Source organism: Streptomyces sp. NPDC020422 (assembly GCF_044386705.1).
Taxonomy (GTDB): domain Bacteria; phylum Actinomycetota; class Actinomycetes; order Streptomycetales; family Streptomycetaceae; genus Streptomyces.
Genome location: NZ_JBIRVJ010000014.1, coordinates 150,445 through 171,212, shown reverse-complemented (window position 1 = coordinate 171,212; position 20,768 = coordinate 150,445). Strand labels below are relative to the sequence as shown.

The 20,768-nt window shown below is 72.0% G+C and carries 18 protein-coding genes, 1 tRNA gene and 3 pseudogenes; 10 read left to right on the top strand and 12 right to left on the bottom strand.

What is annotated here, in order from left to right; all coding sequences use genetic code 11:
• Positions 1–57: 57 nt before the first annotated feature.
• Both ACH414_RS31645 and ACH414_RS31640 read right to left on the bottom strand, forming a co-directional pair.
• Entirely contained in the window at positions 58–1,257 is a 1,200-nt protein-coding gene (locus ACH414_RS31645; RefSeq protein WP_398944486.1) for an NAD(P)/FAD-dependent oxidoreductase, read from the bottom strand.
• A gap of 795 nt (positions 1,258–2,052) precedes the next feature.
• On the bottom strand, positions 2,053–2,436 hold the full coding sequence (locus ACH414_RS31640) for a hypothetical protein (protein WP_386567113.1): 384 nt from the start codon (positions 2,434–2,436) through the stop codon (positions 2,053–2,055).
• Positions 2,437–2,508: 72 nt separating this feature from the next.
• Between ACH414_RS31640 and ACH414_RS31635 the strand changes: the two are divergent.
• From ACH414_RS31635 to ACH414_RS31625, 3 genes and pseudogenes are all read left to right on the top strand, one after another.
• A pseudogene (locus ACH414_RS31635) lies at positions 2,509–2,726 on the top strand (transposase family protein); the annotation flags it as partial.
• Positions 2,727–2,937: 211 nt separating this feature from the next.
• Positions 2,938–3,174, top strand: coding sequence for a transposase (locus tag ACH414_RS31630; RefSeq protein ID WP_382544531.1), 237 nt, complete (start codon positions 2,938–2,940; stop codon positions 3,172–3,174).
• A 286-nt stretch (positions 3,175–3,460) separates the two neighbouring features.
• Positions 3,461–4,828: a M48 family metalloprotease gene (locus ACH414_RS31625; RefSeq protein ID WP_391768422.1), complete on the top strand. Its 1,368-nt coding sequence runs from the start codon at positions 3,461–3,463 to the stop codon at positions 4,826–4,828.
• Between the two features lie 549 nt (positions 4,829–5,377).
• Here ACH414_RS31625 and ACH414_RS31620 read toward each other — a convergent pair.
• On the bottom strand, positions 5,378–6,343 hold the full coding sequence (locus ACH414_RS31620) for a GlxA family transcriptional regulator (RefSeq protein ID WP_382544525.1): 966 nt from the start codon (positions 6,341–6,343) through the stop codon (positions 5,378–5,380).
• 158 nt (positions 6,344–6,501) lie between these two features.
• Here ACH414_RS31620 and ACH414_RS31615 point away from each other — a divergent pair, with 158 nt between their 5' ends.
• The 5 genes and pseudogenes from ACH414_RS31615 to ACH414_RS31595 all read left to right on the top strand — a co-directional run.
• Positions 6,502–6,912: a hypothetical protein gene (locus ACH414_RS31615; RefSeq protein WP_398944483.1), complete on the top strand. Its 411-nt coding sequence runs from the start codon at positions 6,502–6,504 to the stop codon at positions 6,910–6,912.
• Between the two features lie 312 nt (positions 6,913–7,224).
• Positions 7,225–8,094 (top strand): hypothetical protein, encoded by an 870-nt coding sequence (locus ACH414_RS31610; RefSeq protein ID WP_398944482.1) that lies wholly within the window; start codon positions 7,225–7,227, stop codon positions 8,092–8,094.
• 286 nt (positions 8,095–8,380) lie between these two features.
• Positions 8,381–9,061 (top strand): class I SAM-dependent methyltransferase, encoded by a 681-nt coding sequence (locus ACH414_RS31605; protein ID WP_391768418.1) that lies wholly within the window; start codon positions 8,381–8,383, stop codon positions 9,059–9,061.
• A gap of 253 nt (positions 9,062–9,314) precedes the next feature.
• Positions 9,315–9,453, top strand: a pseudogene (locus ACH414_RS31600) (transposase); the annotation flags it as partial.
• Between the two features lie 5 nt (positions 9,454–9,458).
• Positions 9,459–10,004, top strand: a pseudogene (locus ACH414_RS31595) (aminoglycoside phosphotransferase family protein); the annotation flags it as partial.
• Positions 10,005–10,230: 226 nt separating this feature from the next.
• Here ACH414_RS31595 and ACH414_RS31590 read toward each other — a convergent pair.
• Positions 10,231–11,160 carry an SDR family NAD(P)-dependent oxidoreductase gene (locus ACH414_RS31590; RefSeq protein ID WP_398944518.1) on the bottom strand — a complete coding sequence of 310 codons (930 nt, stop codon included), beginning with the start codon at positions 11,158–11,160 and terminating at the stop codon, positions 10,231–10,233.
• 272 nt (positions 11,161–11,432) lie between these two features.
• On the opposite strand from ACH414_RS31590, the gene ACH414_RS31585 reads away from it, so the two are divergent.
• Positions 11,433–12,686 carry an MFS transporter gene (locus ACH414_RS31585; protein ID WP_382544511.1) on the top strand — a complete coding sequence of 418 codons (1,254 nt, stop codon included), beginning with the start codon at positions 11,433–11,435 and terminating at the stop codon, positions 12,684–12,686.
• A gap of 611 nt (positions 12,687–13,297) precedes the next feature.
• On the opposite strand, the gene ACH414_RS31580 is transcribed toward ACH414_RS31585, so the two are convergent.
• Complete coding sequence (locus ACH414_RS31580; protein WP_382544508.1) at positions 13,298–14,128, bottom strand: DUF1206 domain-containing protein; 831 nt, start codon at positions 14,126–14,128, stop codon at positions 13,298–13,300.
• Positions 14,129–14,332: 204 nt separating this feature from the next.
• Between ACH414_RS31580 and ACH414_RS31575 the strand changes: the two genes are divergently transcribed.
• The gene (locus ACH414_RS31575) at positions 14,333–15,955 is read left to right on the top strand and encodes a N,N-dimethylformamidase beta subunit family domain-containing protein (RefSeq protein ID WP_398944479.1); all 1,623 of its coding nucleotides are present in this window, start codon (positions 14,333–14,335) and stop codon (positions 15,953–15,955) included.
• A 156-nt stretch (positions 15,956–16,111) separates the two neighbouring features.
• Here ACH414_RS31575 and ACH414_RS31570 read toward each other — a convergent pair whose 3' ends face one another.
• The 7 genes from ACH414_RS31570 to ACH414_RS31540 form a co-directional block, all read right to left on the bottom strand.
• Entirely contained in the window at positions 16,112–16,564 is a 453-nt protein-coding gene (locus ACH414_RS31570) for a DUF2690 domain-containing protein (protein WP_382544503.1), read from the bottom strand.
• A 34-nt stretch (positions 16,565–16,598) separates the two neighbouring features.
• Positions 16,599–16,973, bottom strand: coding sequence for a peptidoglycan-binding protein (locus ACH414_RS31565; protein WP_398944476.1), 375 nt, complete (start codon positions 16,971–16,973; stop codon positions 16,599–16,601).
• A 71-nt stretch (positions 16,974–17,044) separates the two neighbouring features.
• Entirely contained in the window at positions 17,045–17,410 is a 366-nt protein-coding gene (locus ACH414_RS31560) for a peptidoglycan-binding protein (RefSeq protein ID WP_386567091.1), read from the bottom strand.
• A 225-nt stretch (positions 17,411–17,635) separates the two neighbouring features.
• Positions 17,636–17,710 (bottom strand) — tRNA-Val (locus ACH414_RS31555).
• Positions 17,711–17,878: 168 nt separating this feature from the next.
• Entirely contained in the window at positions 17,879–18,208 is a 330-nt protein-coding gene (locus tag ACH414_RS31550) for a hypothetical protein (RefSeq protein ID WP_382544495.1), read from the bottom strand.
• A gap of 333 nt (positions 18,209–18,541) precedes the next feature.
• Entirely contained in the window at positions 18,542–19,225 is a 684-nt protein-coding gene (locus tag ACH414_RS31545) for a transcriptional regulator (RefSeq protein WP_382544492.1), read from the bottom strand.
• 56 nt (positions 19,226–19,281) lie between these two features.
• On the bottom strand, positions 19,282–20,703 hold the full coding sequence (locus ACH414_RS31540) for a nucleobase:cation symporter-2 family protein (protein WP_398944473.1): 1,422 nt from the start codon (positions 20,701–20,703) through the stop codon (positions 19,282–19,284).
• Positions 20,704–20,768 lie beyond the last annotated feature (65 nt).

Here is a 20,768-nt window from a genome sequence, read left to right as displayed (position 1 = left end):
GACTGGCCTCGAACCGGCCGGTGTCGAAGCGATCAGTGGCGGTGCCTCCCGCGGCGGCTAGGCGGCCGCCTTCTCGGCGGACACATCCGGTGCGGCGGCCAGTCGGTGCTTGCGCTTGGGCAGGCCGAAGGTCGGGTGCGAGGTGGCCCACAGCGACATCATGACGATGCCCGCCTTGATCCTCGCGGCCTTCCGGCCACCCAAGTGCTGCGGCTTTGACCGCGCTTGGTCGTCGACCATCTGCAGGATCCCGTCCCGCCGCCCGAGGCTGATGTGGTTGCCCACGTACTCCAGCTTGGTGGTCGCCATCTCGCGGCCGGTCAGGCGACCCACGATCGCGGCCACGGCCTGCCGACCGGTGTAACCGGCCGAAGCGCAGGACATCGGCAGCGGCCGACCGTTGTCGCCGACCGCTTCTGCGCTGTCGCCGACGGCGTAGACGTTCGGGTGCGAGACCGAGCGCATGGTGCGGTCGACGACGATCCGACCGTCCTCGGTGACCTCAAGACCGCTCGCGGCGGCGATCGGGCTGACGGCGAACCCGGCCGTCCACACCGTCGCGTCGGATCCCAGGACGGTGCCGTCGGCGCACAGCACCCGCGTCGCCTCGACGGCTGCAACACGGCTGTGCTCCCGGACGGTAATGCTCATCCGATCGCAGACCTGGCGCAGGTGGCTGCGGGCCCCGCCCGAGAGCCGGGCGCCCAGCTCGCCGCGGGCGACCAGCGTCACCGACAGGCCCGGCCGGGACTCGGCGATCTCCGTGGCGGTCTCGATGCCGGTCAGCCCGTCGCCGACGACCAGGACACGCCCGCCTTCGCCCTGCCTGCTCAGACTGTCGAGACGCTCGCGCAGACGCAGCGCGGAGGGCCGGTCGGCGACGTCGAAGGCGTGCTCGGTCACGCCGGGGACGCCGTGGTCGGAGCCGTGACTGCCGAGCGCGTAGAGAAGCGTGTCGTAGCCGAGCTCGCCGCCTCCGTCGGCATCAGCCACGGCGACGACCTGGCGCTCGGGGTCGACTGCCGTGACACGGGCCACGCGCAGCCGTATCCCCGTGCCCGCGAAGACGTCGGCGAGCCGTGGGGCCGCGATCTCCTGGCCGGCCGCGAGCTGATGCAGCCGCAACCGCTGGACGAAGTCCGGCTCGGCGTTGACCACGGTGATCTCGGTGTCCGCCGGGGACAGCCGGCGCGCCAGGTTCCCGGCCACGTAGGCCCCGGCATAACCGGCGCCGAGGACGACGATGCGGTGCTTCATGTGATGCTCCTGTCAGTTCGCTTGCTCCCTGTCGGTGACTTGAGCGGAGCAGCACCTCGATTCCTGACAGGAACCGCATGTGATGTGGGTCATAGGACGAGGGGGGTTCACTTGACGGTGCCCACGACGCTGAGGTGGCGCAGACTCCCGGCCGCACTCGCGGGCAGACGCCCGGCCCTCCAAGGACTTCTCCCGGGTGCACTCGCGCCCGGAGTCCGCCGTGCCAGCGAACAGCGCGAAGACAGCGGCGCCGGGCCCGGAGAGGGCCGTAGACCCATGGGGGGCCGGTAAGGGGTTCGAGCTCGGTGCCGAGGCGCGCGGCTCCTCGACGAAGGCCCGGAGGTCGGCGGCGCCGCGGCCAAGACGCAACTGGTCGAAGTCAGGGCAGGAGACCGGCCCGGCAACAGCAGTGCGCGGGCCGGTCCGCCCGCTCGGGCCCCGCGGCAGGGGAAAAGACCGCGGGCCCGATGAGCAGTCCCACCTGCTCAACCCACCGCCTGCCCGCGGACCGGCACATCATGCATCTCCGGCCGCGACAGGCCGCCGATACGGATTCGCGCCGTCAGGCGCAGTCGGCGAGTGAATCGGATTTCTGCCGTCTCGGGCGACGACGGTTCTCATCGCGTCTCGCCCTCGAAGACTCGGACACGTCCGCCTGGACAGCAGGTTCTGCGTAATGCAGCGAAGCTGCCACGCGGGGTCACACAAGGCCGTCTACGGCGAGCCATCGGAATCAAGGACCGTCCCGTAACTGCGGCCGGAGTGCGGTGTCGGCTGTCCGGGCACTCCTCAATGTCAGCCGAAGATGAGTTCGACGTTTTTGTCTACGCAGAAGCGCAGGACGACTGCCAGCTGCTCAGCGTCCTGGATGAGCTGCTGAAGCAGTGGTTCCGTGGGCTCCTCCTGCCATTCGCCGGCGATCGCTCGCAGGCGGGGCAGCATCGCAGCGCAGTCAGGAGCAGTGAGGGCGTCACCACCGACATCAGGGTGATCGAGGAGTGGCTCCAGGGTGGTGGAGATGGCACTCCACGGCCGGTCACCCCCAAAGCCCCGCATCTCCGGGAGGCTGAACCCCTCGGCCCGTGCCAGCCGTTCCCGGAAGTCGTTGAAGCGGGTGCAGGACCATGTGACGTCCGGACTGCTGTTGTCTCCGTCCCCGGGAAACAGGATCAAGCCCACGTGGCCTCCTCGTTTGCGAAGAGGACAGGATCAACCAGAACGAAGGGCGTCGACAACTGGAATGATCGCGGGGTGGCTGGTGGGATCTCTGCGTCCGCCCCGTCCTGGATAGCCCCGCCAGCCGGCCCAGCCTCCGCGCCTTCGGGAAGGTGGTGACGGTGCTGCGGCACGAGGGTGCCGACGCGGTCCGCGGGGGCCGGCCGTGGAGCCTTCCGCTGGAGGACCGGGCCCTGCTGGTCCTGGCGTACTGGCGCACGAACCTCACGATGCGGCAGGTCGTGCCGCTCTTCCTCCGACCCCAATGCGCACGGCACCAGCGGGCGCTGCCGTGGGGAGCCCGCCCGGTGACAACGTGCGAAGGCTTCCCGGGCGGGCGGTAGCCCCATCATGAGGCTCTGGCACGGTCTGCGCTCGGCGACACCTGCTGTGGCCTACCCTCCGTAATCTCCCGTCCATGAAGTCGTCGGGGTCGTCCCGGCAGCTGCGGCGCTCCTCGAGTGGTTGCCGAAGGGCACAAGTGCGGGACGGCCGCCCGTATGCCCTCGGCGGCAGCTGATCGATGGCATACGGTTCCCGGTCCGGACCGGGGTTCCGTGGCGGGACATGCCCGTCGATTACGGGCCGTGGGGTCGGGTCTACGACCTGTTCCCCGGGTGGCTGCGGATCGGCACCTGGCACCGAATCCTCACCCCGTTACCGTCCCTGGCGGCGCTCAGGGAGCGATCACGTGGGACGTGAGGGCCGATTCCACCGGCTGCCCCGCCGACCAGCAAGCGACCGGGGACCGCACAGGGCGCCTGCGGAAAGGCCACCGGGAAGTTCCGCACCCGGAATGTCGCGCCTCAGGACACGGGCCGCAGCGATGCCTGGAGCCTCGCCTTCCCGCCTCACGGCGAGTCCGGTGGACCCGTACGAACCAAGCCCCTCAGGAGGTCCCTACCGGGCTCGGTGCAATCCGGGGTGCGACGCGGTCCCGCGAGGTCGTAGGGTGCGGCCTGCGACACGCACGTACTCAGGGGTGGGGATGACAGAGACGGTCGAAGCAGTCGGCGGAGACGGGCAGGGCGGGGCTCGGGCCGCGGAGCCGGGCCAGGCCACGGAACAGGACTGTCCCGCGTGCGGGGAGCGGATACCCGTCGACGGCCGGTTCGTCGTCTGGTGCGCCGCCTGCGGCTGGAACACCGACCCGGGCGGCGGCGGGGGCAGGTCCGGCGGCAGCCGGGTCGACCAGTTGCGTCGGACACTGGCGCACCGGTACGGCGAGCAGCTCTTCACCGACCTCGGGCGCGAGCCGGCCGGGGCCCCGACCGCGCGGTCCGGACCGGCGGGAGCCGCCGGCGTACTCGCGACCGTCCTCGCCCTGTTCGTCCACGGGATCACCGTGGCGCTGGTCGTGTGGGGGCTCTGGCTGCTGATCGCGGGGTGGGGAGCCGGTTTCCAGCCCGCGTTGGGTGCCCTGCTCCTCGCGCTCGCCGTCACCCTACGGCCCCGGTTCGGGAGCCTCGCCAAGATCCGGCACGGCGCTCCGATGCTCGAACGGTCCGGCGCCCCCGAGCTGTTCGCCCTGCTCGACGAGGTCGCCGGCGCGGTCGGGACTCGGGGCGTCGACGTCGTGCTGCTGGACGCCGGTGCGAACGCCTCCGTCCGCACGTACGGAATCCGGCAGCACCGCGCCCTCCGGCTCGGCCTCAGCCTGTGGGCCGTCCTGGACCGGCAGGAGCGGGTCGCCCTGCTGGGCCACGAGCTCGGCCACTACGCCCACGGCGACACCCGCCACGGCGTGCTGGTCGGCAGCGCGTTGCGGTCCCTCGGCACCTGGCAGTACATGCTCGCCCCGAACCACGGCGAGACGATCATGGACCAGCTCGGCAACATCCTCACGGCCCTCCCCCGGCTCGCCGTCCACGGCATGCTCCTGCTGCTCGACCAGGCGACCCTGCGCGCCTCGCAACGGTCCGAGTACCTCGCCGACACCTCCGCCGCCCGCACCGCCGGCGTGGACGCGGCGGCCGGCCTGATGGACCGGCTCCTCGTCACGGGCAGCGCCAGGACCGTGCTCCAGCGCGAGACCGTCACCGCCCGGACCCGGATCGGCACGACGGCCCGCCGTGACGACCCGGCCGAGGGCCTGTGGGGCCGTATCGCCACCCAGGTCGCGGCCGTTCCGGAGCGGGAGTACGAGCGCCTGCGCCGGGTCGCCGAACTGCGCGGTCACAGCGTCGACGCCACCCACCCGCCCACGCACCTGCGCCGCCGCCACATCACGCGGGGCGGGCACCGTCCGGCCGTCGTCGTCCTCGACGCGTCGCGTTCCGCCACCGTGGACGCCGAGTTGCAGGAGGCGGCGAGGACAGTGGCGCGCAGGGTTCTGCGGGACGGGTACCTCGCCTGAGGCCTGATCGGCCGGGCCTCGCACCGCGGCCGCCCGTGCTGATGGCAGCAGGTCGGGTCACCTGTCGGTGATGCCGGCCCCGCGGCAGCGCGGGCTGGGCTGGTCAGGCCGCCCCAGCGCGAAGAGTTTTGAGCGGACGTTCCCGTTGTCGGGGCCGAGGCCGTGGACGCGGCAGTTGGCGGGGATTTCGCGCTCGTCCAGCGGCTCGGCGGCGTGGGCCTTGCCCCGATGCCGCGCAGCGACTCCAGCAGGCGGCGAACGCACCCAGGGTCGGTGAGGGTCGCCTGACAGACTGCTGAGGATCCCGTTGCGGAGCTGTCCGGACATGCCCTTGCCGGTCTGGCCGGCCGTTCAGAGCTGTTCGGGCAGGGCTGTCCGGTCAGGGCTGTCCGGGCAGGGCTGTCCGGTCGCTCAGGCCGGTTCTGCCCGGGCTGTCCGGCCCTTCTGACCGGTTCAGGCCGGCCTCACCAGTCGTTCACGCCCGTTCAGCCCGGGTTGTCGGGGCGTTCAGGCCGGTTCAGCCCTGGCTGCCGGGGCGTTCAGACCGGTTCAGGCCGGTCGCATCGCCGCCCGGTAGCGGGACGGGGCTATCCCGTACCGCTGTGTGAAGGCCTGCCGCAGCGCCTCGGCGCTGCCGAAGCCGCAGCGCGCCGCCACGCCCGCCATCGGCAGGGTCGTCGAGGCGAGCATGTGCGCAGCGGCCTCGGTGCGGGCGTGGCGGACGTATCGGCCCGGTGCCTGGCCCAGCTGCTGTGTGAAGAGACGGGTGAGGTGGCGGGGCGTCACCCCGGCCCGCGCGGCCAGCGCCGCCGTGCTGAGGTCGTCGTCCGGGTGCGCCGCGATGTGCTCGACGAGCGCTCGGACCGCGTCGTCGGGGGCCGGCGGGGTCGCGGTGAACAGGCTCATCTGCGCCTGGTTGCCGGGCCGTTGCAGGTACACCACGAGGTCCCGGGCAACTTGGCGGGCCAGTTCGGGGCCGTGGTCCTCCTCGATGAACGCCAGAGTGAGGTCCAGGGCGCTGGTCACGCCGGCCGCCGTGTAGACGTGACCGTCACGGACATAGATCGGGTCCGGGTCCACCGCCACCTTCGGGTGCCGCTCGGCGAGCAGACGGGCGTAGCGCCAATGGGTGGTGGCACGCCGGCCGTCCAGGAGCCCGGCGGCTGCCAGTACCCCCGCACCCGTGCACACCGACGCCACCCGCCGGCTCTCCCGCGCCAGCCGGCGCACGTGCCCGACAAGCCGGGTATCCGACGCCGCGCGCTCGAACCCCGTACCGCCGGAGACGATGAGCGTGTCGAGGGGGCCGCTGAGCCGCTCAAGCGACCGCTCACTGCCCAGGACGAGCCCGGAACCGCAGACGAGGGGACCGCCGCCCGGGCCGGCGAGGAGCACCCGGTACGGGACCGCGGGCGCACCGATCCCATTGGCCATGGCCAGGGTCGTGGTCACGCACGCGATGTCCAGCAACTCCGCCGCCTCGTAGCCGACGACCACCATGAGCCTCTCCGCCATGTGCCGACCCTATGCCGGAAGGACGGGTACCCCAAGGAAACGGACACGGCCGCCGGGCGGCGCTTCCCGCCGGCCCGGACGCCACGGACAGTGATTCCTCGCGCCCCCTACTCGCCCTACGTCTACTCGCCCTACGTCCGCACACGGGAGGCACCCGGATGCACACCATCGCGCGCCGCTGGCCCACGGTGATCGCCCTGGCCCTGGCCGCCGCAACCTTCCTCGACGGCCGGCCGTCGCCCGAGTTCCTCGCCGGAGTCCTCGCTGCGATGCCGCTGTTCTACCTCCTCTTCGGCGCCTTCCGAGGTGAACTGCGCCGCCCGGGCGTCCTCGCCGGGCAGCTCGCCGGCCTCGCCGGCTTCGCCGCTGTAGCCCTGACGGCCGTCCTCCTGAACGGCGCCCTCGCCCTGCTCGTCCTCGCAGCCGGCTGGCTCGGCCACGCCGTCTGGGACGCCCTCCACTACGTCAGGGCCCGGGTGGTGCCCCGGCAGTGGTCCGAATGGTGCGGTGTCTTCGATGCCTGCGGCGCTCTGTCCCTGCTCCTCACCGCCACAGCAGTCTCCGGGTGACAGGAGCCGGTGGCTTTACTCATGGGGGCCGCTCCGATGACGTGATCACCGCAGGTTGGGGACCGGTGGTCGTCCATGAGCGTGCCCGAAGCGTCCTTGCTCCCTTCTGGCCGGATCCGGGACGGACCGGAGGGACCGGGACGCCGGGAGGCGGGCGGCTCGGGGCGCGGGGAGACTGGAAGAGAGCGTGACGGCTGATCGCTGCGGCCCTGACTGGCCGCGGCGGGAGGTGCCGCGCAGGGGCCGGACCATCGACCTACGTCCGCGGCGTCCCGGGAGCGGGTGCCGCGGCCCTGTCCAGGAGTCCCCATCGTGACTTTGACTCGCAGCGTTCCCCACGCACTCGGCGCCGCGGCCCGGCGGGGCGCGCTCCTGCTCGCCGCCGCGGCGTTGCCTGCGGTTCTGGCGGTGCCCGCCCCCGTCGCAGCGGCGCCCGTCACCAAGACCTTCACCGCCGGCGCCAACCAGCGGTTCGTCGTCCCGGCCGGCGTCACCCGGCTGACCGTCATCGCCACCGGCGAATCGGGACGCTCAGCCGTCGAGGGCGGAGCGGGAGGGACAGGCGCCACCGTCACCGCCACCCTCACCGTGGTGCCCGGCACCACCTACTACGTCAACGTCGACACGGGCGGCGGAGGCGTCACCGGTCAGCGCCCCGGCGGCAACGGCGGCGGTGCCAGCGACATCCGCACCTGCAGCTCGGCGCATAAAGGCTGTGCCCTGACCGGCGTTCCCGGCACTGACCCCCGTCTCATCGTCGCCGCCGGCGGCGGGGGCGGTGGAGGCGGCTCCAGCTTCACCGGATATCCCGTCCGCGAGGCCACGGGCGGCGACGCGGGCGACACCGGCAAGCCCGGGGGCCGGCGACCGCAGGGGGGCGGCGCGGGCGGTGGCGGAACCCAGACCCTCGGCGGCAAGGCAGGAGCCGCCTGCCCCGAGGGCTTCGGGGCCGGTACCAACGGCACGCCTGGTAGCGGCGGCACCGGTGGTGGCGGATTCGGGGGAGGCGGAGGTGGCGGAGGCTGGCACGGCGGCGGCGGAGGAGGCGGCTGCTTCGTGATCTACGCCAATGGCACCGCCGGGCCCGGCGGCGGTGGTGGCGGGTCGAACCTCGTCCCCGCGGGCGGAACTTCCGGCCCCGCCACCGGACCGGCACTGGTGTCCGTCACCTACGGTTCCTGAAACACCGGAAAAGGGGGCCATGGAACTTCTCGTCCACCTGGGGCTGGCCGACGGGGCAGGCCTCCATCCGGCGGCCGCTGCCGCCTTTGCCCCGGCTGCGCTTGCGCCAGCCGGAACGGATCAGGTTGCCGCGGCGGCGGGGTCGGCGCACCGGGCCCGATACGGTCACGGCTCGCGGCCGACGAGGTCACCCTCCTCCCGGGTGTTCCCCGCACCCTTGGACGCCGCTTTGCCGGATCGGCAACAAAAGTGGCGCGACCGGGTCCCGGTGGACGACGTTGTGCCCATGACCGACAACATCACGGCGGGGCCGCCCGCGTCTGACGCTTCCCTGCCCGGCAACGGATACATCGGAGACCCCGCGGTGCGGGCGGAGTGGGACAACCGCTACGCCGACCGGCAACAGCTGTGGAGCGGCCAGCCGAACGGTGCGCTCGTGGCCGAGGTCGCCGGGCTCCCGCCCGGGAGGGTGCTCGACGTCGGCTGCGGCGAGGGCGCGGACGCCGTCTGGCTCGCGCGCGGGGGCTGGGACGTGACCGCCCTCGAGGTCTCGGGCGTGGCGCTGGAGCGGGCGGCCGGGCACGCACGGGACGCAGGCGTCACCGTTCGCTGGGTACACGCCGAGCTGACGGAAGCGGCGCTCCCGCCGGCCTCCTTCGACCTGGTCTCCGCGCAGTACCCGGCGCTGCTGCGCACGCCCGACGCCGAAGCCGAGCGAGCACTGCTGGCGGCGGTCGCGCCCGGCGGCGTGCTGCTGCTCGTGCACCACGCGGGGATGGACACGCAGCCCACGCACGACAGCGGCTTCGACCCGGCTGACTATGTCTGGCCCTCGATGGTCGCCGCCCTGCTTACCGACGACTGGAAGGTCGAGGTGAACGAGCAGCGACCGCGCGTGGTACCCGAAGGCGGCGCCGGCGCGCATCACGCGGACGACCTGGTGTTGCGTGCACGGCGGCTGCGGTGAGGCCCTTCGTTCACGCAGCGGGATCCGGTCGGCGTCACTGACGACGTGCAAGGCGGGTACGACTGGGTGCTCACCCCTCTCCCCAGCGCGTGCCAGGTAGCCGGGACCGGGCGGCAACCGATGACCCGGCTACGGGCCTCGCAGCCAGCGGTCCAAGGCGGCGGCCCCAATGATCCTGGCGGGTTCCGGCACCGTCATGACGCCAGCAGCGCCTAGAGCGTGCCTCTTGGCTCGCTTGGTCAGTCGATCGGATGTGTCTGTCCGGTTAGTGGTCACTGATGGCATGGGGGACCGGATCGAGCCGCTGCCGCCGGCCGATCCGGTCGGGGTCGGCGATGGGCCGACCACGTCGGACGCTTGAGGCCCTCGCGTGGAAGTACCGCACTGGCTCGCGCCGGACCAGGCGATGAGCACGCTTGCCGAGCTCCACGCGCGGTTGGTCGCAGTCCCCGCGCCGGAGGGACTACGCGGCCTTGGCGACATCGCCGGCGACATGCTCGATCAGGCCCCGCAGGCGATCACAAAGCCGGCCGACCTGGCCGACCGTCAGCTCCTGCGCAGCTGGACGTCGGTGGTAGCCGAGCTGGCCGGTGAACCCGGAGACCGCCTGCTGCACTGGGATCTGCACTACGACAACGTTCTCGCCGCACAGCGGGAGCCGTGGATCGCCATCGATCCCGAGCCGCTCGCCGGTGACCCGGGGTTCGACCTGTGGCCCGCCCTGGACAGCAGATGGGACGATGTCGTGGCGAAGGGCGACACCCAGCGCATCGTCCGGCGCCGCTTCGACCTGCTCACCGATGTCCTCCGCCTGGACCGCGCACGCGCGACCGGCTGGACCCTGGGACGTCTGCTGCAGAACGCGCTCTGGGACATCGACGACGGGGAGACACGGCTCGCTCCGTCCTACGTCGCTGTCGCGGATTCGTTGCTCGACTGGTGACCTCCCGTCAGCGCAGGGCATCGCAGGGCGCTGGCGAGGACCGGCGGCCCGGTGAATCGGGGCAGCGCATGTGACCACCACCGTGCTGCGCCCCATCCGGGGGAACGCGGGCGAGCCCTGTTGAGATCACGGTGGTGAGCTTGGAATCCCCTCCGGGCGGTCGTGGCGTGGTTGAGCGCTTCGAACGGCGGCTGAGCGCTCGGGTCGGCAACTCGACTTGACTGTTTCAGACCGCAGGGGCAGGCGCCACGCCGGTCAGCTCCGCGCTCGCCTCCCACAGCCGGCGTGCCGTTTCGGCGTCCTCCAGCTGGGCCCACAGCCGCTCACGGTGCGGCCGGCCCCGCAGTCCGAAGACACGCGGCCCCCACAGCTCGCCCCCGACGACCAGGGGGTCGAGCACCGCCCGGACCGCGGGCCAGGCACCTGCGTGCTTGCCCTGGAGAACAAGCGCGGCAGCCGACCCGCGCAGGGAAGCCCAGCGCGTCCGTACATGAACCGGCGGCCGCGACGGGGTAAGAGAGTCCAAGGCACCACCGGGATGCACCACCACACTCGACACCTTGCTGCCCGCCGCCCGCAGGCGGCGGTCGAGTTCCAGGCCGAAGTACATCTGCGCCAGCTTCGAACGACCGTAGGTTCGCTTCGCGCGATAGTCGGCCCGCGACTGCAGATCGTTCAGATCAAGCCGCTCGGATTTGGCGGCGAAGCTGCCCACGGTGACGACGCGTGCTGCCGGGGCGGCCTCCAACAGCGGCAGCAGCCAGTGGGTGAGCGCGAAGTGCCCGAGGTGGTTCGTCGCGAAGTGCACCTCGTTGCCGTCCCCTGTCTCCCTTCGCTGTGGTCCTTCGAGGAGGACGCCGGCGTTGTGGACCACCGCATCGAGGCGCCGCACCCCCAGCGAATCCGCCGTACTCCGCAACGAGCCGAGGTCGGCAAGGTCCAGACCGACCGTACGCACCCGCGCGCCCGGCACCCGCGCGCGGATCGCATCCACGGCCGCCTGGGCCCGCTCGGCGCTCCGACTGCCCAGCACCACCGTGGCGCCGGTACCGGCCAGCTGCTCGGCGGTGAAATACCCGATACCCGCGTTGCCCCCGGTGACCAGGTACACGCGGTCGGCGGCGGAGGGGATCTGAGACGTGGCGGGAACTCCCAGGAGGTGCGCGGTGGCCCCCGGCGGAGCGACCGGTCCTCACCCTGCAACCGGCCTCCGACAGATCACCGACAAACATCCGACGGGGCGCAGCCGACCGCACGTTCCCGCCCAGCCACGCGACCATCCCGCACCACCAGCCACGAGGGAAACCCCCTGTCCCCGCCTCAACGGAGAGTCCCGCAAACCCCGCGACCTGGACGACGAGCAGCGCGCCACAAAGCGGTCTCGGTACGACTGCGGCGGGTTCTGCGGCCACTGCTAGCCTGCGCTCCATGATCAAAGGCGACCTGGCGGGCCGGATAGGCCGCATGGCGGGCGACAGCAGGCCGGAGCGCGTGCTGGTCGTCGCCAGTTTCGTCAACCGGGTCGGCAACGGTCTGTTCAACGCGGCGTCGGCACTCTATTTCACCTTGGTCGTGGGTCTGCCGGCCGTGCAGGTCGGTGCGGCGCTCACCATCGCCGGCGTGATCGGCCTGTGCGCGGGGATACCCGGCGGGCATCTCGCCGACCGGCGTGGCGCACGTCCGATCATGATGCTCGCCCTGGTGGTCCAGGCGGTGTCGATGGCCGCTCTCGTCCTCGTCGAAAGCTGGACCGCGCTGACGATCCTCGCGACGCTCGACCAGATCGCCGCGGCGGTCGGCGGGGCGGCCTGGGGTGCCCTGGTCGTTCGGGTCGGGGGTGATCGCCCGGCCAGGTTCCGAGCGAAGCTGCGCACCTTCGTCAACCTGGGCGTCGTCCTGGGAACGGTGGGCGCCGGGCTGGCGCTGGCCGCGGACACCCGCGGTGCCTATGTCACGCTGATCCTCGGCAACTCGGCGAGCTTCGCCCTGTATGCCCTGCTGTTGCTCCTGCTACCTCGCTACCCGGTGCTGCCGGCACCGCCGCAGCAGCGTCGCTGGCTCGCGTTCAGGGACCGCCCGTTCCTGACGTTCACCGTTCTCTACGGGGCCATGGGACTGCAGTACCCGGTGGTCTCCCTGCTCCTGCCGATCTGGATCTCCGAGCACACCGAAGCACCGCGCTGGACGGTGGCCGCGCTGTTCGGCGTCAACTCCGCCTTCTGCGTGCTGATGCAGACCAGGATCGGCTCGCGCATCGAGACCCCGCACGACGGCGGCAGGGCGTTTCGCACGGCGGGAATGCTCTTCCTCGTCAGCTGCCCGATGATGGCGCTGGCCGCGTACGCCCCTGTGTGGGCCGCGGCGGGACTGGTCCTGGCAGCGATCTTCGTCCACAGCCTGGGAGAGGTCTGGGAATCCTCGGCGTGCTTTGCCCTGGGCTTCGGCCTTGCGCCCGACCACGCCCAGGGGCAATACCAAGGTGTCCTCGGTCTCGGCTTCAGCGCGGGCCAGGCCCTTGCTCCCGCGATCCTCACCACGGTGGTACTCGGCCTCGGCGTGCCGGGCTGGCTGCTGCTGGCGGTGTTCTTCGCGGCGCTGGGTGCTGCCGGCCCCTCCCTTGCCCGCTGGGGAACGCGGACCCGGCCGCTGCCCGGCCCTGCTGCGACTGCGACGACGGCATGACAGGGAATCGGGCGTAAGACGTCCTCCCTGCCGTGCTGCACACGGTGAGCAGGATCTGTGCGGTTTGGGGTGGAACACCCGAAGGGACGGGTACGCCCCAGTCTTTGGTCTCGTGTCCCGAGCGTGGACGGGTCCAGCACCCCCAGCGCCTTTGGCCTACCGACCACCGATCTGACGGACTTGGCTACAGAGCGAGTGCGCGCAGCCACCGTTGGCTACTCTGAAGACACGTCACCGACCCCGTCCGGCGGTGCCGCTCCTGGACCCCTCGGCCTCCCCCGTGCCGGGGGGTCCAGCCGTCTGCGGCCCTGCCGGCGGCGGCGGGGCGGGTGCAGCTCCGCGACGTGGAACCTCCCCCTGATGCCCTGAACCGTCATCTGCTCGGGTGGGGAGGCGGGCCTCTCACTCGGCGCCGCCCCAACGTCAGCCTGCAATGCGCCTGTTCGGCGAAGCCGCAGAGCGACGAGAAGCGTCGATGCCCAGTCAGGGAGTCATGATGCGTGGCGTGCCGAAAGGCCTGTTCGGGAGCGTCGGGGGCAGTCCTCACCACCGCCGCGTGGAAGTGCCCCGCCGTGGTCAGACCGGCTGCGCGCTACATCGCGAGAGGCGAGTCAGACGTCGCGCCACTTGGCCTGGCCGAAGGAGAACACGCCGAAGAGGACGAGGCCCAGGGCCACGGCAACCAGGAGCCACGGCCCCGCGGGCGTCTGGGCGAAGGAGCGGATGGCGTCGTCCATGCCCTTGGACTCCTTCGGGTCGAAGGTGACGGCCGCCCTCAGGCCGAAGTAGCCGACCGCGCCGAAGACGAGCCCGCGTCCCACGCCTCCTCCGATACCCGTCACGTCCATGAACCGCCGCTGGTGCTTCGACATCCGGTCCCAGGTGAGGTGCTTGCGGTAGGTGCGAAGTGCCGCCCGGCCCGCTATCCACAAGCCCGCGCCGAGGAAACCCGCGGCCACGGCGCCCACCCACCACTGACCGCCGGGCAGAGCGAGGAGGCGTCCGGTGATGTCCTGGCTCTGCCGGTCGGTGTTGCCGGCCCCGCTGCCCCGGTCCCCGGCCGCGAAGGCCAGGACGAGGAACGAGGAGACTCCGTAGAACACGAACCGTGCGCCGGACAGTGCGCGCTTGCCCGCGCCGTCGCCCTTGGGGCCCGCCGAGCCGAACAGTGCCTCGGAGAGGCGCCACACCGCCATGCCGGCGAGTCCGACGCCCAGCGCCCACAGCAGGCCGGCCCCGAAAGGCGTCGCGGCGACCTCGGTCAGGGCCCCGCCTCGGTCGGCCTGCTCGTTCGTGCCCGTCAGGCCGATGCGTACGGCCAGGACTCCGACGAGCAGGTAGAGCACACCGCGCGCCGCGAAGCCCACCCGGGCACCCGTGCGTACGACGTCCCCCCGGGCAGCTCGCCTCGCGGCGGCCCATGACGAACCGGCTGTGGTCATGTCAGATCCTCCCCTTCGTCCGGGATCCTCGTATGCCCCCGACGGGCGCCTCGAATCAGGAGACAGGACCGCGCCCCCGCGCCCGTCCGACGGGTTCCTCGATCAGCTCCGCGACGCGCCCGTCCGTGGCACACCGGGGCGCGGGGTCCTCCGTCATGCCGTCGAAGCGGCTTACGGTGGCCGCCTGCGAACGGAGGAGGTGCCGTGGACGGAGCTGGTGGCGCGTATCCGGCCAAGGGCGGGCACTCGGCCGCACGGGGGCCCGCGGCAGGGCCCGGGCGGCGGCAGGTCCTGGGAGCGGCGGCCGCCCTGGTCCTCGGCGGGGCTGCGACCGCGGGCTCCGGCGGCACGGCATCCGCTGCCGCGGGCTCCGCGCCCCTGGACACGGGGCCCGGCCTGGACGTGCGCGCGGAGAACCGCCTGCCCGGTGCGACCGGCTGGCGGATCACCACCCCCGGCACGGCCCGCGCCCTCGAGGGCTTCGCCGACCAGTGTTCCGTGCCGCCGGGCGGGACGGTCGGGCTGCGGGTGTCCACGACCGCGCCCCGCTTCACCGTGACGGCTTTCCGTGTCGGCTGGTACGGGGGTGCCGGGGCCCGCCTGGTGTGGCGTTCGGGCGAACTGCCCGGACGCCTTCAGCAGCGGGCCCGGATGAGCCCGGAGACCCGGATGGCGCACGCGGACTGGGAGCAGACCACGCGGCTGAGCACCGTGGGCTGGCCGGAAGGCTGCTACCTGCTGCGGCTCGACGCGGTGGGCGCGCGAAAGCCGGCCCAGCGGTACGTCCCCCTGACCGTGCGCTCGACGTCCACAGCGGGCCGGTCGGTGTTCGTCAACGCCGTCGGCACCTGGCAGGCGTACAACCGTTGGGGGGACGCGGACCTGTACGGCGGGCCCGACAGCCGGTACGCCTCGCGCTCGCTCGCCGTCAGTTTCGACCGGCCCTATCGCAGCGCGCACGGCGCCGGGCAGTTCCCGCGCTTTGAGGAGCCCTTGCTGCGGCTGGCCGAGCGGCTCGGGCTGCCGCTGGCGTACGCCACGGGGCCGGACCTGGCGCGCGAGCCGGAACTGCTGCGCGGGGCACGAGCGGTGCTCTCCCCGGGGCACGACGAGTACTGGAGCCCCGAGCAGCGCCGGCACGTGGCCGCGGCCCGCGACCGCGGCACGAACCTCGCCGTCTTCGGGGCCAACTGCTGCTACCGGCGGGTCCGCTTCGAGTCCTCCGCCGTCGGAGCGCGACGGGTGATGGTCTGTTACAAGACGGACTACGCCCGAGACCCGGGGTTCCGGAAGGGACTGCCGCCGACGCGCGAGTTCCGCCACGGTCCCGCGCCGGAGCCGGAGAGCGCGCTGCTGGGGGTGCTGTACGACGGGTATCCGGTCGACGCGCCGTACGTGGTGACCCGCCCGGACCACTGGCTCCTGGCGGGCACCGGCGCGGCGGCCGGGGATGCGTTCGCGCACCTGGTCGGCGTGGAGTACGACCGGCTCGACCTGCGGTACCCGACCCCGCGGCCGGCGGAGATCCTGGCCCACTCCCCCGTGGTGAGCAAGGGTCGGGCGAGCTTCGCGGACACGGTGTACGCCTCGCTGCCCTCGGGGGCCGGGCTGTTCGCGACGGGCACGATGCGGTGGGTGGAGGCCCTCGAAGCCCGGGACGGCGGGAAGGGGAACCACGGGCTCGACGGGAAGGCGGGGGCCTTCACCCGGACCGTGACGGAGAACGTGCTCCGGGCCTTCGCCGCCGGCCCGGCGGGGCACGCACGGCCCGCGCAGGACAACGTGGCCCACCACTACCAGGCCCCGGACCGGGCAGGGCTGCGGTAGGCCGAGCAGTCCGCCGTCGCCTGGCAGCCTGCCCGTGAAGTGCCGTGACCGCCGGCCGCCCTGGCATCCCTGCCAGGCGGCCGGCGGTCACGGATCCGTAGCGCCTCCGTCAGGTGCTCATCGTCCCGCCGACTCTGTCGGCGGGCTGGCCGCCCCTCAGTACGAGGAGGTCGTACGGGTGCCCGAGCTGGAGGAGCCGGAGCTGTCGCTCGCGCGGCCGGCGGCGTACGAGGTGTACCCGGCGTCGTTGAGCATGGGGCTGTAGCAGTAGTACTGGCCGTTGGAGGCGATGGACGGGGTACCGCACCACTGGGTGGTGCCGTCCTGGTTGCGGTTGACGTATCCGCCGAGGTTGGGGCCGTCGGAGTAGACGCGGACCCAGGTGGTGCGGCAGGACGTGCTGTAGCGCAGATCCACGGTGCCCACGCGAGCGCCGTTGGCGTACAGCGCGGTGGAGGCGGCGGTGATGGCACTCGCGGAGCAGCCGGAGCTGACCGGGTCCTGCCCGTCGTAGGCGGCCGCGGACGCCGAGCCGGTGAAGCCGGCGCCGAGGGCGGCCGTCGCGACGGCCACGACGCCCATCCGCTTGAACATGGGTGAAATGCGCATCGGACTTCCCTTTCGGAGAGGCGGATGGAGGCCGTTACCAGGAGGTGGGCACGTACCCGTAGCAGCCGCTGTCGATGGGAGCGACCCAGTTGCCGTACAGCTGGTCACCGGTGACGCGGCCGACGACACCGTCGGCGTCGATGCCCGTCCACGACTGGTAGTCCTTGACCATCGCGAGGGTCGCGTTGCCGAAGACGCCGTCCACCACCAGGGCGGGCCGGGGCGTGTGCGCCTTGGCGACGGCGTTCCAGGCGTTCAGGCCCTGCTGGATGCACCTCACGCTGTAACCGCTGTTGCCGTAACGGATGTTGGCGGCGGAGGGGCTGGCCTCGGCCGTCTGCGACACCACGGCGGACAGCAGGAGGGCGGAGGCGAGGGTTGCGGCGCCCTTGCGGAATGCGGTCGTCATCTGGATGCGGATTCCTTTGGTGATGGTGCGATGCGCACGAGAAAGCGAAGGGAAGGGTGAGCAGGCGGCTGTCAGAATCCGGGCGGGGTCGGCAGATAGCCGAAGCAGTAGCCGTGGCCCGCGTAGATGTCGGTCGCGTCGTAGTTCAGCAGTCCACGGCCGGTCAGCGGGCCGACGACCCCGTCCGCGGGACCGGTGTTGTCGGTGTTGGCCTGGAAATCGATGACGGCGTTCCGGGTCTGCGTACCCCAGAGGTTGTCCTCGGATATCGCGGGCTTGCCGGCAGCCCGCCGATAGTCGTTCACCAGGTGCTGGACACACCAGACGGCATGAACGTTGTTGCTGTAGCCGTCACCCACGTACGGCGCACCCACCTGGGCGGAGGCGGTACCCACCGCCATGCTCGCCATGGCGGTCGCCGCCGCGGCTACGGTCACGCACCGGATCAGAGACTTCATCACGACGTCCACTCCCGCGATCTCTCGAAGTTCCGGACGTCGGCACACCACGGTGAACACGACGCCCGCTCACCACCGAACGCTCGCAGCGCGAGCCCGATCACGTCTTGGAAAAAACCGCCCGCCGGCGCGCTTTCGCCCCCGGGCCGCGCCTACGCACGAAGAAGCCCCCGTCCGCGATCTGCGGCCGGGGGCTTCTCCTTATGGTGCGCGATACTGGGATTGAACCAGTGACCTCTTCCGTGTCAGGGAAGCGCTCTCCCGCTGAGCTAATCGCGCGGGACGTTCCGAATCATACACGACCTGCTCTGACCAGCGGTAATACGGAAACCGCTCCCCCGCCGGCGCCTCGGCTCGGGGGCGGCGGCGCGTGGCGTGACCGTCGAGGCGGGGCGCCGTCCCCGGGCGGCCGTGTGCCGTGGCCGCCCGGGGACGTCTCGCTCGGGGTCACTGCCAGACGATTCCTCCGGTGCCGCCGACCTTGACCCAGCCGGGACCGAAGGCGGAGCAGTACGCGTAGGACCAGTTGCCGCGGCTGGTGGTCGCGCCGCGCGCGTACTTCGTGGAGGACCCGTTCGCGCACTTCACCTTGGCGTAGTAGGCGCGGCTCGTGTTGCACGAGGCACCGTAGGTGTAGTTGTCGGTGTCCCAGGGGTCGCACTCGGGCGGCAGGGACTGCGTGGCGGGGAGGCTCGCGGCCTGCGCGGGCATCGCGAAACCGCCGACGGCGAGCGCGGATCCCAGCATGAGCCCTGCAAGAAGGTTGCGTGTGCGCATAGCTCCTCAGATCTTTGGAGGGAGGTCGATGGTCTTCGTCGCAGCCGGGGCACCGGTCGTGATCTCCCGGCTGGAACGCCGAGATCCTGTCGGCCGGCGGGCGGCGGGCGGAAGCCCCGGACGCGTCCGGGACGCGTCCCGGACATCCCGTTGGGAGCGTTTGGACTGGTCAGTGACCGATGGCCAGGGGCCAGTGGTCAGTGGACCGGGTGTGGTGAGGGCCCCCCTCTCGCGTCGCACGCTGCGCTCCCCCTCCGTACGGCGGTCGCCCGGTGCGGTGAGGCGCGCCCTCGTCTTCGTGTGCGTTCGCTGTCCGCCCTTCCCCGTCCGGGCTCAGGAGACGAGGTGGAGGAAGCGGTCCGCCAGGGCGTGCAGCCAGGCGGCTCGGTCGGCGGCGATCTCCTTCAGGCGGGCGTGGTCGCTGCGGGCGACGAGGTGACCCATGTAGCGCTCGTGGAAGCCCGCGTACTCCTGGTGCAGGGTGCGCAGGGCCTTGGCCGCCGTGCGTTCGGGCACGCCGGCGAGGCGGGCGAGGGGGGCGGTGTACTGCTTCCAGCGGCCCTCGACGGCCTGGCGGAGCAGTTCGTCGAGTTCACCGGCCTGGCTGATGACGCGGAGCAGCCGGTCCGGTTCGAGGCCCAGGGCCTCCGCCAGCAGGAGCGTCTGGCGGTCGGTCCCCTGCCAGTGGTGGTCGTTCTCGGCGCGGGTGTACGCGGGAGGGTCCATGCCGATGCGCCGGGCCAGGCGCTCGGCGGTGAACTGGCGGGCCAGGCGGTGCTCGCGCAGGGATCTCGGCTGGAGGTCCATCAGTACGGGGACGGGGCACCACAGGGCGTCGGCGAGTGCGAAGAGTTCGACTTCGGTCGGGGCCAGCGTCCCCGCCTCCCAGCACAGGAGCGCCGTGACCGTCCGGACCACCCCCAACTGGCCCATCGCGACCGTGACTTGCTCGGGGGCCAGGCCGATGCGCTGGCGGGCGGCGCGGGCCTGGGCCGGGGAGAAAGGGGGCTGGGACACGTGCGGATCACCTCGGTGGCGCGTTCTCGGAGCGGTGGCTCCGGAGCGGGGACGGTTCAGCGGGCCGTGGCGGTCTGCGGGCCCGTACCGTCGTCGTACGCAGCGAGTTCGTCCCAGTCGATGCCTTCCCGCCGGCGCCTCTCCAGGACGTGGAAGAAGAGGTTCAGCAGGACGGCCGTCAGGGTGCCGAGGGTGATGCCGCTGCCGAGGACGGCGCGTACCTCGGTGGGCATGCGCTCGAAGAAGGGCGGTACGGCGGTGGGCAGCATCGCGGCGCCGAGGCTGACGGCGAGGATGACGGCGTTGCGTTCCTCCCTCAGGTCGACCTTGGCGAGGATCTGGATGCCGACGGTGGCGACCATGCCGAACATCGCGACGGCCGCCGCACCGAGCACCGGGTGCGGTACGGAGGCCACCACGGCGCCGACCTTGGGAAGCAGGCCGAGGACGGTCATGAAGAGGCCGGCCGCGACGACGACGAAGCGGCTGGTGACGCGCGACATGCGGACCAGGCCGATGTTCTCGGCGAACGCCACGTACGGGAAGGAGTTGAACACGCCGCCGAGCACGGTGGCGAGGCCGTCGGCGCGCAGCGCGCGGCTCACCGTGTCGCCGTCGACCTCCCGTCCGGTGATCTCGCCCATGGCGTACACGTCACCGGTCGTCTCCACGACGGTGATCAGCATGACGACGACCATGGCCAGCATGGGCAGCACGGAGAAGTGCGGCAGGCCGTAGTGGAAGGGCGTGCTGACGCCCAGCCAGTCGGCCTGGTCGACGGCGGTGAACTCGGCGTCGCCGAGCAGCCAGGCGACCGCGGTGCCGCCCACGAGGCCGAGCAGTACGGCGATGCTGCGCAGGAACGGGCTGCCGAACCTCACCACGACCAGGATGAACAGGAGGGTGCCGCCGGCGTACGCGAGGTGGACGGGATCGCCGTAGCCGGCGGTTCCGCGCAGCGCCGGCCCGCCGCCGACGTCCTGGAGTGCTACCGGGATGAGGACGATGCCGATGACCGTGAGGAGGGTGCCGGTGACGATCGGCGGGAAGTAGCGGGTGAGCCGGCCGGCGAAGGGGGCGAAGAGGAAGGCGGCGACGCCGCCGGTGATGACGGCGCCGTAGACCACGAGGAGTCCGGCGGTGCCGCCGCCCGCGCCCTGGCCGATGGCGATCATGGGTGAGACGGCGGTGAAGGTCGCGCCCTGGACCAGGGGCAGACGGGCTCCGATCCGCCAGAAGCCCCAGGCCTGGATGACGGTGGCGATGCCGGCCGTGACCAGGTCGGCGTTGATGAGGTACACGAGTTCCTGGCGGGTGAGGCCGAGGCTGCTCCCCAGGATCACCGGCACGAGGACCGCGCCGGCGTAGAAGGCCAGGACGTGCTGGAATCCGTAGAGCGCGAGGGTGGGGAGCGGGAGGACCTCGTCCACCGGGTGCACGGTGGTGAGGGCTCGCCGACGCGAGGACAGTGGTGCCATCTCTGCCTTGCCTTGAGGGTAGGTGAATGAGCGCGGACCCGACGCCGATGCGGCCGGTGTGGCCA

What these genes read in the sequence shown, in the direction of transcription:
- ACH414_RS31565 (WP_398944476.1), bottom strand. Translation starts at nt 16,973, where the DNA reads ATGACGACCGCATTCCGCAAGGGCGCCGCAACCCTCGCCTCCGCCCTC.
- ACH414_RS31605 (WP_391768418.1), top strand. Translation starts at nt 8,381, where the DNA reads ATGACCGACAACATCACGGCGGGGCCGCCCGCGTCTGACGCTTCCCTG.
- ACH414_RS31540 (WP_398944473.1), bottom strand. Translation starts at nt 20,703, where the DNA reads ATGGCACCACTGTCCTCGCGTCGGCGAGCCCTCACCACCGTGCACCCG.
- ACH414_RS31615 (WP_398944483.1), top strand. Translation starts at nt 6,502, where the DNA reads ATGCACACCATCGCGCGCCGCTGGCCCACGGTGATCGCCCTGGCCCTG.
- ACH414_RS31585 (WP_382544511.1), top strand. Translation starts at nt 11,433, where the DNA reads ATGATCAAAGGCGACCTGGCGGGCCGGATAGGCCGCATGGCGGGCGAC.
- ACH414_RS31570 (WP_382544503.1), bottom strand. Translation starts at nt 16,564, where the DNA reads ATGCGCATTTCACCCATGTTCAAGCGGATGGGCGTCGTGGCCGTCGCG.
- ACH414_RS31625 (WP_391768422.1), top strand. Translation starts at nt 3,461, where the DNA reads ATGACAGAGACGGTCGAAGCAGTCGGCGGAGACGGGCAGGGCGGGGCT.
- ACH414_RS31645 (WP_398944486.1), bottom strand. Translation starts at nt 1,257, where the DNA reads ATGAAGCACCGCATCGTCGTCCTCGGCGCCGGTTATGCCGGGGCCTAC.
- ACH414_RS31620 (WP_382544525.1), bottom strand. Translation starts at nt 6,343, where the DNA reads ATGGCGGAGAGGCTCATGGTGGTCGTCGGCTACGAGGCGGCGGAGTTG.
- ACH414_RS31580 (WP_382544508.1), bottom strand. Translation starts at nt 14,128, where the DNA reads ATGACCACAGCCGGTTCGTCATGGGCCGCCGCGAGGCGAGCTGCCCGG.
- ACH414_RS31550 (WP_382544495.1), bottom strand. Translation starts at nt 18,208, where the DNA reads ATGCGCACACGCAACCTTCTTGCAGGGCTCATGCTGGGATCCGCGCTC.